12 protein-coding genes and 4 pseudogenes are annotated in these 15,533 nt (G+C 58.8%); 5 read left to right on the top strand and 11 right to left on the bottom strand.

Features of this window, described 5'->3' with window-relative positions; genetic code table 11:
- The 4 genes and pseudogenes from GA0061098_RS42600 to GA0061098_RS47350 form a co-directional block, all read left to right on the top strand.
- Positions 1-236, top strand: a 236-nt coding sequence (locus GA0061098_RS42600) for an ATP-binding protein (protein ID WP_165637973.1), incomplete at its 5' end; no start/stop codon positions are given.
- Positions 237-465: 229 nt separating this feature from the next.
- Positions 466-717 (top strand): annotated as a pseudogene (locus GA0061098_RS42595) (IS5/IS1182 family transposase); the annotation flags it as partial.
- A 778-nt stretch (positions 718-1,495) separates the two neighbouring features.
- Positions 1,496-2,422 carry a serine hydrolase domain-containing protein gene (locus tag GA0061098_RS46780; RefSeq protein ID WP_245323988.1) on the top strand — a complete coding sequence of 309 codons (927 nt, stop codon included), beginning with the start codon at positions 1,496-1,498 and terminating at the stop codon, positions 2,420-2,422.
- 152 nt (positions 2,423-2,574) lie between these two features.
- A pseudogene (locus GA0061098_RS47350) lies at positions 2,575-2,655 on the top strand (3-keto-5-aminohexanoate cleavage protein); the annotation flags it as partial.
- A 269-nt stretch (positions 2,656-2,924) separates the two neighbouring features.
- On the opposite strand, the gene GA0061098_RS47760 reads toward GA0061098_RS47350, so the two are convergent.
- Positions 2,925-3,056: an HVO_A0114 family putative DNA-binding protein gene (locus GA0061098_RS47760; protein ID WP_488226176.1), complete on the bottom strand. Its 132-nt coding sequence runs from the start codon at positions 3,054-3,056 to the stop codon at positions 2,925-2,927.
- 116 nt (positions 3,057-3,172) lie between these two features.
- Here GA0061098_RS47760 and GA0061098_RS47675 point away from each other — a divergent pair, with 116 nt between their 5' ends.
- Entirely contained in the window at positions 3,173-3,268 is a 96-nt protein-coding gene (locus GA0061098_RS47675; RefSeq protein ID WP_430649308.1) for a hypothetical protein, read from the top strand.
- A 53-nt stretch (positions 3,269-3,321) separates the two neighbouring features.
- Here GA0061098_RS47675 and GA0061098_RS42575 read toward each other — a convergent pair whose 3' ends face one another.
- From GA0061098_RS42575 to GA0061098_RS42525, 10 genes and pseudogenes are all read right to left on the bottom strand, one after another.
- A complete protein-coding gene (locus tag GA0061098_RS42575; protein ID WP_091967985.1) occupies positions 3,322-4,869 on the bottom strand; it encodes an aldehyde dehydrogenase family protein in 1,548 nt (515 codons plus the stop codon).
- 222 nt (positions 4,870-5,091) lie between these two features.
- Positions 5,092-6,417: an NAD(P)/FAD-dependent oxidoreductase gene (locus tag GA0061098_RS42570; protein WP_091967983.1), complete on the bottom strand. Its 1,326-nt coding sequence runs from the start codon at positions 6,415-6,417 to the stop codon at positions 5,092-5,094.
- A gap of 43 nt (positions 6,418-6,460) precedes the next feature.
- Positions 6,461-6,565, bottom strand: a pseudogene (locus GA0061098_RS46775) (peptide ABC transporter permease); the annotation flags it as partial.
- A gap of 77 nt (positions 6,566-6,642) precedes the next feature.
- The gene (locus tag GA0061098_RS42565) at positions 6,643-8,079 is read right to left on the bottom strand and encodes an amidase (RefSeq protein ID WP_091967980.1); all 1,437 of its coding nucleotides are present in this window, start codon (positions 8,077-8,079) and stop codon (positions 6,643-6,645) included.
- Between the two features lie 120 nt (positions 8,080-8,199).
- Positions 8,200-9,270, bottom strand: a complete 1,071-nt coding sequence (locus tag GA0061098_RS42560) for an ABC transporter ATP-binding protein (protein WP_091967977.1) — start codon at positions 9,268-9,270, stop codon at positions 8,200-8,202.
- Positions 9,267-10,274 (bottom strand): ABC transporter ATP-binding protein, encoded by a 1,008-nt coding sequence (locus tag GA0061098_RS42555; RefSeq protein WP_091967975.1) that lies wholly within the window; start codon positions 10,272-10,274, stop codon positions 9,267-9,269. The genes GA0061098_RS42560 and GA0061098_RS42555 overlap by 4 nt, the downstream gene beginning before the upstream one ends.
- Position 10,275: 1 nt before the next feature.
- Positions 10,276-11,157, bottom strand: a complete 882-nt coding sequence (locus tag GA0061098_RS42550; RefSeq protein WP_091967971.1) for an ABC transporter permease — start codon at positions 11,155-11,157, stop codon at positions 10,276-10,278.
- Position 11,158: 1 nt separating this feature from the next.
- Positions 11,159-12,100, bottom strand: a complete 942-nt coding sequence (locus tag GA0061098_RS42545; protein WP_091967968.1) for an ABC transporter permease — start codon at positions 12,098-12,100, stop codon at positions 11,159-11,161.
- Between the two features lie 6 nt (positions 12,101-12,106).
- Complete coding sequence (locus GA0061098_RS42540; protein WP_091967966.1) at positions 12,107-13,696, bottom strand: ABC transporter substrate-binding protein; 1,590 nt, start codon at positions 13,694-13,696, stop codon at positions 12,107-12,109.
- A gap of 1,225 nt (positions 13,697-14,921) precedes the next feature.
- Positions 14,922-15,443 (bottom strand): annotated as a pseudogene (locus GA0061098_RS42525) (aminotransferase class I/II-fold pyridoxal phosphate-dependent enzyme); the annotation flags it as partial.
- Positions 15,444-15,533 lie beyond the last annotated feature (90 nt).

The raw sequence follows: 15,533 nt of genomic DNA, 5'->3' as shown, positions 1-15,533 counted from the left end.
GGGGCCTCCAGGCCATCGACGCCAATGCCCGGCATCATCTGCTCGAAATCCTTGAGGACCGCTACGGCCGTCGATCAACACTCGTCACCAGTCAGCTTCCAATTGGCAAATGGCATGAGCTCATAAATGACCCAACCTACGCTGATGCCATACTTGATCGGTTGCTTCACAATGCTCACAGGCTCGAACTGAACGGTGACTCCATGCGTCGCCCGCCGGTTCTTCCTCGAGCTTGATTACATCGTCGGCCCGATGAAGACCGGGACTGCAGCCCGCGAAGCTGACCGGCCGCTACGGCACTGTTGGGGGTGCGCGTCCAGTCAGCTTCGCTCCATCGAGTGACGCTAGAGGTGATCTCTTCGGCCGCCGCTTGACCACGGGCTACCGATAGTGCCAATTGCCTTTAACGATCGGGCGCTTCACATGCGCGCGATCAGATTGGAATGCTGCGCGGCATCAGATTGGAATAGGTGCGCGCGATCATCGGAATCCGCACACGGGGTCAGACTGCGGCAGTGCTATTCTCGTGTCGTTAAAGGCGCGGCGATGATGGCGGGCCGTTAGGCTCATGCTAAACAATTCAACCGGCATCATCCGGAGCTGCGCATCGCGCGCGACCGGCTGGGCCGGATCAACCGCGGCATCCGCCGCAAGATCGAAGGCGAGCCAGCTCTGGAGCAGGCGTTCGCCCTCCCGCTCAGCCGGGCCTCGCAGATCGTTGCGACCAGCCACACCGATATGCGTCGCGGCATGAACTCGCTGGCTTTGCGCCGCACTCGCAGTTTTGCCTTTTGTTGTTCGCGACAATCTACAGAGCGGGCTAGTCGTGTATGGCGCGCTGATCGCCGACTTTGGTGGAGGCGCTCTTCTCGCCGGCCTCTTTTCCGGCTTGTTAAGCCTACTCTTCGTGACGAAGGCGTGCTCAAGTTGGTCTACTCAACCTGTGCGGCATGTTCGCTTCTCCACACGCGGTTTTCCTTCAAAACTATATATCCAGCGTGAATGTGCTGACTTCGCAGGAATTCTTCGACGCCGGCACTCTAATGCAGGCGTTCGTCATTTATCCGGTAATAGATTCCCCTCGTCAGAGATTTTTAACCGGTCCTTGGAGGGGTCGCTCATGACGAAAGAAAGCCGATCTACAGACTCTGAACTGCTCCGGCCGGACATGTTGCACGCGCCTGCGGGGGTAGTGAGCGTGCCTTTGGTCGCGTCCAACGCGTATGGGCAGAAGTCCTCGCAGCCTCCGAGCGGCACGGCGGCCGTTTCAAGCGGGTCGTGTGGTTCGAATCTGATATCCTTAGAAGGGCCCTTGCCAAAGCCTAACGGAGTCGCCACTGGCCAGCAGCTATTCCGTCGTCAGGGCTTTACCCGCTACGTTCGACCGGTGCTTGCAGTGCGGCGCGGCGCAAACGTGTTCCCGCTGCCAACCGCAAAGCGTCAGATTTCTCCCGAATGGAAGTGGAAGGGCCTATCCATGGACGTGGATAGGCACATGTGCAATTCAGCAGTGTCAGGCGTGATCGTGCTGAAGGACGGCGTTGTGGTACTCGAGCGATATGGTCTTGGGCGCACGCACGAAGATCATTGGAACGGCCAGTCGGTGACTAAGTCGGTCACGTCTATTCTCGTCGGCGCGGCAATCCAAGACGGCTACATAAGCAGTGTGGATGCGCCGGTCACGGATTACGTCCCTGAGCTGAAAGACAGCGCCTACGATGCCGTTAGCGTGCGCCACCTCCTGACGATGACTGCGGGCGTTGCGGAAACGGACGATTGGTCGAGCCCGACGTCGACTGCAAATCGGGCTTGGAGTGGACCGATGGTTGATGGCATCGATCCCACTGTCGCAGTTATGCGTGGCTTACCGAGAGTCCACTCGCCAGGGGCCAACTTCGTGTACTTGACGGCCGACGCTGATATCGCAGCGTTGATGATTAGCAATGCGGTTGGCAGATCAGTCGCTGAATATCTGTCGGACAAGCTCTGGCGGCCATTCGGAATGGAAAGAGATGCATTCTGGAGCGTCAATCTTGCGCTTCACGAACGCGGCGGTGGGGACCTGCAGATGACCTTGCGTGACTTTGCCCGGATCGGGCAGTTCATGCTGCGGGGTGGCAATGTGGGCGGGATTCAGGTCCTGCCACGTGGGTGGGTCTCGGATGCGACCACCGCTCACGTCAAGTTTCCCGAGGCTGCGACCAGCAGACAGCTCGGCTACGGCTACTTTTGGTGGATAACGAAGGACGGCTATGAAGCCGGCGGTGCTTATGGGCAAGTGATTGCAATCTTCCCCAAAGACGAGATCGTTATCGCCATTAACGCTGCTGCGGATTACGCCATCGCGCGCTCCGATGATTACGGTCAACGGCAGACGGCATTCATTGAGGCGCTGCGCTCGGCGGCTTTGCGAAGCCACTGAGGTAAGATGGATCGCGCCTGAAAATCCGTTCCTTTCGACGGGATTGCAACAGTCGCTTAAGGGTCCCCTTCGGCCTCAAATTCGCAGCAATTGCACGCAGAAGTGCAGGCAGAGCCCTTCGAACTCGCCGTCGACCTCGGCGATCACACCATATCGCCGCCGATGCGATTGCCGCCGCGGAAGCCAGCGCTTCGATCTTGCACCTGCACGCACGAGATCCGAAGGACGGCAGGTTGGTCACGTCGCGCTGCGAGGGGATCGAAACCTCGCCCTCCGCCTGCCTGCCGCTCGAGACACGCAAATAGACCGCGGCTCTCAATGGCGGGAGGCGTTCCATTGCGGCAAGACTTGTTCTTGATTTCAATTTCCGAGTCATTGGCCAATCTCTAGGGTCCCGCGCGATTTTGTCTGATTGCGCTGTTTCAATCTTACTATTGATACGGGCGGGGACGTCACGCCGCCATCATGTCGAATTCGACATGCAGGCGGTCATAGGGAAATTTCACGCCCAACTTTCCGTCCGCTCCAAAATCCCCGCGCCCAGTAGCAGCCTCACGTCGGAGTGGCCCCCCTTGAAGTCGCGATCGACCCGACGTGCGACTTCCCGGATCGTCAGCGGCCCGGCTCCGGTCATAACGCGCGCAATTTCCATGCGCTTGGGCGCCAGCACCCGCCAGAGATTGCTGACGCTCTCGAACGAAATTCGGTCGTCACCAGCCTTACGCTGCCCGTGCGCAGTCGCCGCCCCCTCTGATCCAGAACCAGCCGCACCGCGCGGTCACTGACCTCATGCGAAAATTTGTTAGTCGTCTTGCTCGTCATGGCTCTATCCTACTTGGAAGTTAAAGCCTCCTGTCAAACCCGGCTCGGTTCAGCGAGCCCATCCAAGGCGCCCTGGTTCAGTTCGTCATAATCGTGTGGCTTTGCTCGCGCATGAACTGCGGCAAGTAGTAGGGTCCCAGGCCACCCCTGCCGCTGACGCCAGTTCCCTTCCAGCCACAGAACGGCTGAGCTCCAGGCCACGCGCCGGTCGTTGCACCGCTGGCCCGGTTTGCGTACAGGACACCCGCTTCTGCATGATCCAGGAAGACGTTCAGCTCGTTATTGTCTTCAGTATAAATGCCGGCCGAAAGACCGTAGGAAACGTTGTTCCCCTCTTTCAGGCCCTGCTCCAGTCCATCGACGCCACGAACGACGACGAAAGGCATGAAGAGCTCGTCTTTCGTCAGATTGCAGGGGCCATCCAGTTCGACGAGCGCGGGAAAGAAATAGTTGGCCGGCTTGCCATCAACATGGGTGCCGCCGAAGTGGACCTTACCCTCAGCCTTGACCTGGGCGACAGCCTCGGTGAAACGGTCTACCGTTCCGGAATTGTAAAGGGGGCCGATAAACGTTTCCTTGCAGCGAGGATCCCCAACGACAAGCTTCGAGGCTAGTACCTTGCAGCGCTCGATGAATTCGTCTTTTACCGCATTGTCGACGTAAACAACGGAACAAGCGGAGCATTTCTGCCCCTGGAGTCCGAACGCCGACCTCACGACCCCTTGGGCGGCTCGATCAAGATCTGCGTTCTTAGTAACGTAGGCGGGGTTCTTTCCACCCATCTCAGCGAGAACGGGCTTCACCCAAGGCCCTTTCGCAATATGGCGGAATATGCCCATTCCAGTCTTGTGGGATCCGGTGAAGGCTATTCCATCAACTCCTTCATCCGTCGTCAACAAACGGCCGACTTCGGTTCCGCCAAGGACGATGCTGAACACGCCTTCCGGCAACGCTGCCCTTTTGATCGTCTCGGCGATCAGAAGACCGCTCAAGGGGCATTCCGGCGCCGGCTTATAAACCACCGAATTGCCAGCGAGGAGCGCACAGACAATCGGGCCAACCGAAAGAGCTACCGGGAAATTGAACGGGGCTACGACGGCGAAGACGCCGTATGGGCGAAGGACGCTCAATGCCGTTTCGTTGGGTACCAGTTCGTTCATAGGGCGACGGTAGCCGTTGTTGGACTTCAGCTCCGACGGGTAGTAGTCGAGCATGTCCAGAACTTCTTCTGCCTCCCCTATGGCTTCGACGCGGGACTTGCCGACCTCATACAGCGCTGCAATGCCGAGCCGATACTTAGCTTCTGCGAGTGCAGTCTTCCAACGTCCTGCAAATGCCAGTCGTTCTTCGACGGACGTACGGTTCCAGATCTTTGCGCCCTCTCGTGCGGCAGCAATCGCAGCCTTGATATTTCCCGCAGTCGAGACCGGAAACTCACCAAGAGAAATCGCGCCGTCGATAGGGCTTACTATCGAGCTAGCCGGTCCAGTCGCGAAAGGTGTTTTCCAAGACTTCGAAAGAGACTCTTGCTCAAACTCCGGAATAGCTTTGTCGAGATAAGCGTGTATCGGTGAGAGGTCGGCATCGATGTTCGAGTAGGTTATACGGGGTAAGCTGTCTGACATATTCTGGCTCCGATGATCGGTACTGTGGAAAATCTACGGTCAGGGAACCTCAACAAAACGAGGGCCCATAACTCGCCGCGTGTTCCTCCATGGTCCTATTGAACACGCTGAATGCTGCTAATGGTCCGGTACCAAATGCTCTTTTTCTTTATGCTCTTAGGCGAGCAATTCACAGCGGCTTCGAAGTAGCCAGCCACGAACGGCGACTCGCATCTAACATGGCTAGAAAACGCCAGTTGCGAGCGGCCGCCCGTCGATGAGGCTCTTGTAACTATAGGCTGACGGATCGACCAGCGGCCTTGCGCCCGTTACAATGTCGGCGGCAAGCTTGCCGGCCGCCGGACCGATGCCGAATCCGTGGCCGGAGAAGCCGGTTGCGAGGAAGAAGCCCGGCATTCCGTCGACTGGAGAGATCACCGGAATGGTGTCAGGCGTGCTATCGATCGTGCCGCCCCAAGCTTCCGCGATCTCGATGTCCTTCAGTTCGGGATTCGACTTGATCAATGCGGCGAGTGCCGAATTAACAAGCGACATGTCCGGGGCCGGATCACGCACGCGCTCCACTTCGAACGGCGACTGCCGGTCGAAGCTCCAGTTCGTGCCCCGAACAATCTGGTTGAAGAACGGCCTCCCGAACGACACCTTTAGCCCGCCACGGCGTCGCTTGTAGGTCGGCCAGAAGGTCCGCGCAAACCGAAAAAGATCGGGCGACAGCTCCACGGTGCCGCGGTTGCGCAGCGCGAGCGTGAAGCCGCCGTCGAGGCGGCGGCGGATGCAGTAAGAATCGGTGCCCAGCGCGCCGGACGTGATCTCCGGCCCCGGCGTGGTCCGGCACGCGGTCAAATTCACGAGGCCGATCGGCAGGTCGACGCCGTGGCGCCGGCAGAACAGCGAAGACCACGCTCCGCCCGCAAGTAACACCGACTGCGCGCGAACGGTGCCCTTCTCGGTGACGACGGCGCTCACCCGTCCGCCCTGCGTCTCAAGCCCGCGCGCGGCGCAGCCCTGATGGATGGTGACGCCGTGCTTGCGCGCGGCGGTGGCGAGCGCGGGCACAGCCATCGACGGCTCGGCGCGTCCGTCACTCGGCGTGTAGAGGCCGCCGAGCCAGGCGTCAACGTTGCCAGGCATGCGCTCGGCGATCTCGGCCGGCGTCAGGACGGTCGAGTGAACCTGCTGCTCGCGCGCAATCGCCGCCCAGCGCTCCCAGCCGGCGAGCTCGTCCTTGCTTTTGGTCAGGAACAAGATGCCGGTGCGGCGGAATCCGGCGTCCACGCCGGCGTCGTTCTGCATGTCCTCCCAGAGCCGAAGCGCCTCGCGCGCCAACGGAATCTCTTCGCGTGCACGGCCCTGCTGGCGGCACCAGCCCCAATTGCGGCTCGACTGCTCGGCGCCGACATGGCCCTTCTCGAGAAGCGCGATGGAATAGCCCTTCTTCGCCAGATGATAGGCGGCGGAGACGCCGATGACGCCACCGCCGACGACGACGACATCGGCATGCGCCGGCAGGCGCTCGTCGCTTGCTATACGGTTGAGCGGCGGGGACATGATGCACTCCTGGAAGTCAGTTCGATAGAGGCTGGTCTGCTCGTCATGGCATGTTCATTCGTGGATCGAGCGCGTCGCCCAAGCCATCTTCGAGGAAGTTGAAGCTCGTCACCGCAAGCGTGATCGCGAGCCACGGCGCGCTGGTGAGAAGACGCAGATGGCGACGGCCGAACCAGGAGGTCGGGATCGACAGCGAACAAGACCTACGCCAGCGCCACCGACAGTTCAGATCGCTCCCGCTCTAACCGTGGGCCGCCGATGACGCCACGGCCTGGCTTGCTCCAGATCGCGTGCGACACGAACCAAGGTGGCCTCATCTCCAAAGCGGCCGACGATTTGAATACCGATCGGCAGCCCACTGGCGCTTTGCCCCAAAGGCAGCGACACCGATGGATGTCCAGTGATATTGAAGACACCCATGTACGGAAAAAGCGCACGAGCCCCTTCCTGGTATTGTTCTAGGGAGACCGTCGGGCTGGTCGGGCAATATATAGAATCGTTTGGCGGTGCCACAACGGGCATACTCGGCGTCAGCAGAATATCGAACGGATTGATCGCCTCACCTACGCGGAATCGTGTAAGCCGCAAACCTTCAAACGCGTCTGCTATGGAAGCCGATTGAGCGTTCCTGCCAAACTCATAAAGCTTAAGGCTAAGCGGCTCCAAGGTGCTTGAATCGATTTGTCGTCCCATCGCTCGCGCCTCGTTTTCAAGCAGTTCTGCGCTGAGTTTCGATCGGCCCGAAGATCCTTGACGGTATTCGGCGGGATCGTATGGAGTTGGAATTTCCGTCAAGCTGTGCCCCATTGCCTCAAGAATCGTGGCGGTCTCCTCGACGGCTTGTTGGACCTCCGGCTCTACCTTGGCTGCCCCCCATGGTTTCAGGGCGACTCCGACCTTGAGAGTTCCGGTGGATTGCGAAAGTTCCTCCACATATGTCCGACGTGGCTGGACGATAATGAAAGGATCGCCAGGATAAGGGCCAGAAAAGGTGTCGAGCGCAGCGGCCATGTCACGCACTGTCCGGCATAGAACAAACTCCCGGGTAAGGCCAAAATTCCTATCCTGTTTGTTTGGGCCACCGGAAACGCGCCCGCGCGATGGATTTAACCCGACAAGACCACACCAAGCGGCGGGAATGCGAATCGATCCGCCGCCATCACTCCCATGCGACATAGGAGTAATGCCCGAAATCACCGCCGCGGCCGCACCAGAAGATGAGCCGCCTGCAGAACGCTCCAAATTCCAAGGGTTGCCGGTAACTCCATGGAGAATGGACTCGCTCATCCCAGACATGCCAAATTCCGGCACGGTTGTTCTTCCCAGGATACGAAGTCCTGATTCGCGCGCCCGGCGTATGAAGTAGCTTTCGGTTTGAGGGCGATAGCCTTTGAACAGTCGGCTCCCGCATTCCTGGAGACGACCCGCCTCGCTCGCACCAAGGTCCTTGCGGAAAAAAGGCACACCATGGAAGATACCTCCATCCGCACCCCCCACAGTTTCCGCATCATCATAGAACTCGATGACGGCATTTAGGCGAGAATTGACCTCGTCGTGTGCCCTCCGAGCCAGTTGCGTCAGTTCCAAGGGCGTAACGTCTCCTGCGCGCACAAGAGAGGCCAACCCGGTCGCATCATAATCGGTATATTCGCTTAATTTCATTAGGGCCCCTTTTCTATTCTTGCTGCTTGCCTTACCGAAACAGCTCTTCTTCGCCTCGACTAGATGGCCGACCGGCGAGGAATCATCGAGTTCTCCAGGGAAAGGCCGAACCGTAAGTGTTCATGGAAAATCGCTGCGTCCGACCGCAAACGACAGTTCAGGATTTACCGCCTCAGACCGATCAGCATCTTTTCGCGAGCACTCGGCATGGATGTCTAGGGCCGGAGCGCGCACATGACAGGCCACGACGCGCCCGTCTGCCATGGGCACCAAAGGCGGCCTCTCGATGCGGCATCGCTCGACCGCGATCGGGCAGCGCGGATGGAAAGTACACCCACTTGGCGGATTGATGGGACTTGGCACCTCCCCCTCTACTGGCACCTCTCGCCGAACCCGCGTGGGATCCGGTACTGGAGCTGCAGCGATCAGCGCCTCGGTGTAGGGATGGACGGGCATGGCAAAGAGCGCCTCGCACGAGGCGAGTTCGACGATCCGCCCAAGATACATGACCGCGACCCGATGGCCGATGTGCTCCACCACGCTCAAATCATGCGAGATGAAGACGAAGGCAATGCCCAACTGCTGCTGGAGGTCCATGAGCAGGTTCAGGATCTGTGCCTGCACGGAGACGTCAAGCGCCGACACCGCCTCGTCTGCGATGATGAGTGAGGGCTGGAGGGCCAGGGCCCGCGCGATGCCGAGCCGCTGCCGCTGGCCACCCGAGAGCTCGGATGGGAGCCTGTGCATCATATCGGGCGCCAATCCGACCTTTCGCAGAAGCTCCGCAGCAAGCGCCTGACTTTGCTTGCGGCGGAGGCGCTCGAAATTCTCAACGGGTTCGGTAATGATCTGTCCGGCGGTGAGGCGCGGGTTTAGCGACGAGTAAGGATCCTGAAAAACCATTTGCATTCGACGGCGCCATGCCCGAAGCGCGTGGCTTTTGAGACCGGCAATGTCAACGCCGTCTATGATCACACGTCCGGCCGTCGGCTCCACGATCCGCATCAGGAGGCGCGCAACAGTGGACTTGCCGCAGCCGGACTCACCAACGATGCAGAGCGTCTCTCCTGCCTCCACCGAGAAGGAGACATCCTCCACCGCCCGCACTGCCGGCTCGGTCTTCCTCAAGAATCCTGTACCGCGCCCGTAATGCTTGGTCAGGCTCTCAACTTTTAACAGCGAACCGCTCATGCTCCCAAAACCTCTTCGGAGCGCCAGCAGGCCGCGGCATGGCTCGGTCTGACATCACGCATGGTGGGCGCCTTCTCGCGACAAATATCGATCGCAAACGGGCAGCGGGGAGCGAAGCTGCAGCCGACGATCGGCTCGCGCAGGCTTGGCACAATGCCAGGAATCTCCGGAAGGCGTTGCCGGCGGCCATGTCGCCGATCAGGCATCGAGCGCATCAGGCCCTGAGTGTAGGGATGCGCGGGGCGCGCGAACAAGTCCAATACGTCGGCTTGCTCTACGATCCGGCCAGCGTACATGACAATCACGCGTTGGCACGTCTCTGCCACAACGCCAAGATCATGCGTGATGAACATTACGGCCGTTCCCATGCGCTGCTTCAGATCGATGATCAGCCGCAAGATCTGCGCCTGCATGGTGACGTCAAGCGCAGTGGTTGGCTCGTCTGCAATCAACAGTTCGGGTGAGCAGGCAAGAGCCATGGCGATCATGACGCGCTGGCGCATGCCACCCGACATTTCATGAGGATAGCTGTAAAGGCGACGCTCCGGGTCTGCGATGCGGACCAGACGGAGCATCTCCCGCGACCTTTCAAGTGCATCGGAGCGGGAGACCTTCGTGTGAATCTGCACTGCCTCGGCGATTTGATGGCCGACCGTGTGAACTGGGCTGAGGCTCGTCATAGGCTCCTGGAAGATCATGGCGATCCGGTCGCCACGGATTTTTCGTATCTCGCGTTCGGAGAGTTTCAGGAGGTCGCTTCCGTGAAAGCGTATCTCGCCGCCCACGGTCTTGGCTGTCAGCTTCGGCAACAGCCGAAGAATGGAGAGGGCAGTGACGCTCTTGCCGCATCCGGACTCGCCGACAATGCCCAACGTTTCGCCCCTGTTCACGTGGAAGCTGATGCCTCCCAAGGCGCGAGTAACACTCTCTTCTCCGTAAAAGTGTGTATCAAGGTCCCGAACATCGAGAAGCACGTTATCACCGCTGGTATTTTGCATTTGCATGTCAGCGTCTGCGTTTCAGACGTGGGTCGAACAAGTCGCGCAGGCCATCGCCGAGCAGATTGACGGCAAGGACCGTGACTGCAAGCCAGACGCCGGGGGCGAAGACAGTTAATGGGGCAAGGCCGAGATACAGGCGCGAACTCGAGATCATATTTCCCAAGCTAGGGATCTCGGGCGACACACCTGCGCCGAGAAAGCTCAGCCCAGCCTCGGTCAAGATGGCGGAGGCGCAGATATTGGCGCTTTGGACCATGAGCGCAGGAATGGTGTTTGGGAGGATATGTCGCCACAGCACCTTCGGTGCGCGCGCACCGCCGCAGAGCGCGGCCTCCACATAGGGACGCTCCCGAACACTCAGGACCACGGAACGAACAAGCCGCGCGGTGCTTGGGATTTGGGGAATCGTGATCGCAACGATGAGGATACTCAGCCCGGAGCCTGCCAGAGAAACCAGGGCCATGGCCAAGAGAATCGTCGGGATCGACATCAGGCCATCCATGACCCGCATAATGATACTATCGAAGCCGCGGTGGTAGCCAGCTATGACACCTATCAGAAGTCCGCTCAGAGCCGTGCTCGCCACCACCATCAAACCCACCGTGAGTGAGAGTCTGGCGCCAAAAACCGTTCGCGCAAAGACATCGCGGCCCAAATTATCAGTTCCGAACCACATTGCGGCAGAAGGGGGCTGGAGCGTTTTAAACGGGTCCATGTTCATTGGGTCTCTGACGTACATCGGAGCAAAAAGCGCCATGACGATTACCAGCGCCAATACGCCGCCGCCGGTGAAGACCAAGCGATGCCGCCTCGCCAAGCGGGGAAGATCGGATAATCGCGGCCAAGCCGTCGGCGCGACGTCATTCGATGCAGAAAGAAGGGTCATATCAATACCGGATGCGAGGATCGACCAAACGATAGGCAAGATCGACTGCAAGGTTGATGAGGACGTAAAGTCCAGAAACGAGGATCAGCACGCCCTGAATGACCGGATAATCACGATTATTGATCGCATCGACGACCAAGCGCCCGATGCCAGGTAGGTTGAATACCGTCTCTGTAATCACCACGCCGCCGATCAGATAAGCGAAGCTTAGGCCAATTACGGTGAGGATCGGGGCGGCTGCATTCTTCAAAGCGTAGTGAAAAAGCATGGCATAGGTCGAGGCACCCTTTGCCGCCGCCGTCCGCATGTAATCTTCCGACAATACCTCGAGCATGCTCGCCCGCGTGATCCGCGCGATGAAAGCAATATAGGACAAGCTCAAAGCCACAGTCGGCAGAACCAGATGCACGAACCAAGGCGCGAGGCCTTGGCCTATAGACACATATCCCTGGACGGGTAGCCAGCGCGTCCCGAGGGAAAAACAATACGTAAGGAAATAGCCGACGACAAACACCGGAACGGAATAGCCAACGGCTGAGAACGCGGTGAGCATCCGATCGACAAAGCCGCCGGCGCGCCAGGCAGCGAAAATGCCGAAGCAGATCCCCCCCGTTACTGAAACGATCATTGTCAGGATCGAGAGCGAAATGGTCGGCTCTATGCGCTGCGAGACCAAGGTGAGAACCGGTAGCCCGGCAAAAATCGAACTGCCGAGATTACCACTAAGGATGCCCAGCGCCCATTGGACAAATTGAACCGTCAGGGGTTCGTTTAGTCCCAATTGTTCGCGGATGCCGGCAACCTCCTGTGGCGTGGCATTGTTGCCGGCCATCATAGCCGCCGCATCGCCCGGCACCAGCCTCAGAAGCAAGAAGATGAAAACCCCGACCACCGCCATGACGCCGATGGCCGAAATCAGTCTGCGACAGACATAGCCGCCCATCACCCGTCAAGCTCCCTGCTGCATATTCCACATCGGGAGAAGTGCCGGATAGCTGATAAGGCCCGTGAGCGTCTTGCGGCGCGCAATAGGAGTAATAGTTTGCCCTAAGAACACGAAGCCGACGGTATCCCACCAGAGCGACTGCATCTTACGAGCCAGCACCTTCCGCTCTTCGAGCGCGCTATCCGCCCATTGGGCCCGAAGAGCCTCGTATTCATCATTCTTCCGCCAGCCCCTGGCGGTACCATTCATGACCAACTGTTCCGCGGAGAGTGGAGCGCCGAAGCCAATATCGATTGCGCTCGTGGGGAAGATGCTCCAGCCGCCGCTCTCCACGCCGCCCTTGTTCGACAGGCGCTCGACGAGCGCAGCCCAGTTGCTCGGTGCAAGCTCGGTATTGACTCCGATGTTTCGCAGCGTGAGCGCCAGAAGCTGTGCTACATTGCTACCCTGAAGCCAGTTGGCGGGCTGGAGAATGATGACTTTCTCGCCGGCATATCCGGCCTCCTTGAGGAGCTGCTTGGCCTTTTCCGGATCACCGCCTTTTTTGTACCATCCGGTGTTAACATCATTGACATATGGAGTGTCGGTTCCGAATAACGACGTGATGGGACGATTGTACTTCGGGTTTGGATTGAGAACGCGCATGTACGCGTCTTGATCGACCAGATGAAGCAACGCTTGACGCGCCTTCACATTGTCGAAAGGCTTCTGCAAAAAGTTTATGCCCAGATAGTAGTTATCGCCTGATTTGTGGAGATCTTCGAGGACGAGATTGGGATCATTTTCGATCATCGGATAAAACTCGGCCAGCGGGTCGCTCACGAAATCGAGCTCACCCGCTTGCAACGCCGCCAATGCCGTCTGCACATCGTTTAGAGATTCCCAATTGGCGCGGTCGACTTTGACGATTTTGCCGCCGGCCAATCCGCTGGGCGACTCCTGACGCGGGACGTACTTTTCGTTTCGATCGTAAATGTACCTCACGCCCGGCCGGAAAAGCGCCTCGTTGAACTTGAACGGTCCCGATCCGATATGCGTGGTTACCGGCTGCGTCGGCGGACGGTCTGCGTCCTTCTCGCGCATGATGAACAGCAGATAACTCGTGGAACTTGCCATCTGATCGACCAGCAGTTCCAGCGGCTCCCTGAGAGCGACCGTGAAGGTCTTGTCATCCTTCTTGGAGACATCCCTGGTCCGTTCCATGACCAATTTTCCGCTAGCCGTCTGGCCCCAGCGGCGTATCGAGGCCACGCAATCCGCGGCAGTGACAGAGGTTCCGTCGTGAAAGCCCAAGCCATCCCGAAGTTCGAACGTATAGGTCTTCTTATCCTCGGAAACTCTCCACTTTCCCACCATTTGCGGTTGAGGCGTGAATTTGGAGTCCAGCGCAAACAGCATGTCGTAAATCGCCAAACCGTGGTCGACAGTGTGATAAGTGCTATTGGAGTATGGGTCGAAGTTGGTGATGTTGCCATTCTGCATCTTCACAGTCCGCTTGGCAGACGGCGCTGTTTGTCCCCGCAGTATCGACGGAACTGAGAAAGCCGCCCCCGCGGCCCCCCCCTTAACAAGATTGCGCCGAGAAATCGTCATGTTTCACCCCCTCGAGAATAATTGACCAGACATCTACCCACTCTTGGATAGTTCAAGAAGCGCACATCCACGTCGAACCTTTCGGATAACGGTAGCTCGTCGGCGAAGCGGATTTTGACGCAATCGGTCACGCCCGCGACGAAATCCTGCATCTCATCTTGCGAGGCGCAGTAAAACGAAGGGGCAGTAAAAGCGCCGGCGTCAGCGAACGCGTGGGCCATCGGGGACACGACAGCCGATTGCTGCGGCGACTGCGGCCCAGGCTGCCGGCTTAGCCGCCCTCCCGACCGCGTCCTCCAGATCCACGAGAAGGGCGTTGGGGACCAAATACAATGCGGCAACTGGCCGTGGTCTTAACTTTCCATTCGGCTTTTAGGAGAGCGAGGATCCTGCTGAAGAAAGCCTATGTCGCTGCGGCCCGGAGCAAGCACAATTGCTTTAAGCGGCGGAATCGAACGACGGAAACTCCGCTATCTGGAGCTTGGCATAGGCGATCTTGACATGATCCACTTAGGCAATCATGTAGGACACGAGCAGCAGGGGAAACAGCCGCCTTTCCACCTCTTGTACAATGCGCGGTTTGAGGGGGGCGTAGCTTGGAAAGCACTTGAAAGGTAGATTGCTTAGTCATCGCGCGCCCTGATCTTTGATCCAAGGGGTTCGATACTGAGCAGAGGCCTCGGCGCGCCCAATTTTTTGCAAGTGGTCAACAAATGGTGCAACCCGACGCGACCAATGCGGAAACTGGCAGAAGACGGGGGCTGGACATCCGATGTCCACCAAAGCGAAATTTTGTCGCAACCTTCAGTAACTCTGCAACCAACACCGATCCATCGCGGAGGTCTGTGGCCGCGCAGATCAATCGCGCGCAATTCATGAGTTTGTCAGTGGCAGACCGTGCCGACTACCCACTATGTCAAACGCATCTGCGATTTCTTCGGGGTCGACGAGAGCGAAATCGTACGGCCGCGTGAGGAGTTCGCCGGGATCATTGACATGCGTCTTGATTCCTGGTCACGCGCCGCATCGAGCGTCCCTCCACCCAAGCGTATCGAGCTGTTACGACAGCATTCTTCCGAAACGCCGAAGACGTATGCGGGGTACTTCGAATGCTACTATTCGACGTTGTTGCCAAGGCGCATTCTGCGGTCGCTGGCGCGTTTGCACGAGACGGGCGCGAGGCGGGCGAGCACTGCCTTTGTTAGACGCTCCGTCAAGTCGGACATCAGATGACTCCTAACTCCCTTCCCACGTCCGTGAAGGCCTCGACGGCGCGGTCAACATCCGCAATCGAATGTGCGGCAGACATCTGTGTGCGAACGCGCGCCTGCCCCTTCGGCACAACGGGAAAGGAGAAACCGATCACATAAATTCCGCGCTGGAGCATTTTCTCGGCCATCTGCTGCGTCAGGCTCGCGTCGCCCAATATCAAAGGTATGATCGGATGGTCCGCGCCAGCCAGCGTGAAGCCCGCCTTCGATATCTTCGAGCGAAAGCGGTCGGCATTAGCAAAGAGTCTTTCGCGCAGTGCATCGCCTCGTTCGATAAGATCGAACACCTTCAGGGATGTCCCCGCGATGGCAGGCATCAGCGTATTGGAGAAGAGGTACGGCCGCGAGCACTGGCGAAGCCAGTCGATGACCTCGCCTTTGCCTGACGTGTACCCGCCCGAGGCTCCGCCGAGCGCCTTTCCCAGCGTGCCGGTGATGATATCCACCCTGCCCTCGACACCGCAATATTCCGTCGTCCGTTAAGAAGCCGGATTGAGCTGGGCTGGGCGTGCGAACGTGCGCCATAGCTGGACCAGGATGAGGCACAAGAGTTCTCTGAGCCAAGC

The organism is Bradyrhizobium shewense, assembly GCF_900094605.1.
GTDB classification, from domain to species: domain Bacteria; phylum Pseudomonadota; class Alphaproteobacteria; order Rhizobiales; family Xanthobacteraceae; genus Bradyrhizobium; species Bradyrhizobium shewense.
This window is presented reverse-complemented; position numbering and strand designations above follow the sequence as displayed.

What these genes read in the sequence shown, in the direction of transcription:
- GA0061098_RS46780 (WP_245323988.1), top strand. Translation starts at nt 1,496, where the DNA reads ATGTGCAATTCAGCAGTGTCAGGCGTGATCGTGCTGAAGGACGGCGTT.
- GA0061098_RS47760 (WP_488226176.1), bottom strand. Translation starts at nt 3,056, where the DNA reads ATGACCGGAGCCGGGCCGCTGACGATCCGGGAAGTCGCACGTCGGGTC.
- GA0061098_RS42575 (WP_091967985.1), bottom strand. Translation starts at nt 4,869, where the DNA reads ATGTCAGACAGCTTACCCCGTATAACCTACTCGAACATCGATGCCGAC.
- GA0061098_RS42570 (WP_091967983.1), bottom strand. Translation starts at nt 6,417, where the DNA reads ATGTCCCCGCCGCTCAACCGTATAGCAAGCGACGAGCGCCTGCCGGCG.
- GA0061098_RS42565 (WP_091967980.1), bottom strand. Translation starts at nt 8,079, where the DNA reads ATGAAATTAAGCGAATATACCGATTATGATGCGACCGGGTTGGCCTCT.
- GA0061098_RS42560 (WP_091967977.1), bottom strand. Translation starts at nt 9,270, where the DNA reads ATGAGCGGTTCGCTGTTAAAAGTTGAGAGCCTGACCAAGCATTACGGG.
- GA0061098_RS42555 (WP_091967975.1), bottom strand. Translation starts at nt 10,274, where the DNA reads ATGCAAATGCAAAATACCAGCGGTGATAACGTGCTTCTCGATGTTCGG.
- GA0061098_RS42550 (WP_091967971.1), bottom strand. Translation starts at nt 11,157, where the DNA reads ATGACCCTTCTTTCTGCATCGAATGACGTCGCGCCGACGGCTTGGCCG.
- GA0061098_RS42545 (WP_091967968.1), bottom strand. Translation starts at nt 12,100, where the DNA reads ATGGGCGGCTATGTCTGTCGCAGACTGATTTCGGCCATCGGCGTCATG.
- GA0061098_RS42540 (WP_091967966.1), bottom strand. Translation starts at nt 13,696, where the DNA reads ATGACGATTTCTCGGCGCAATCTTGTTAAGGGGGGGGCCGCGGGGGCG.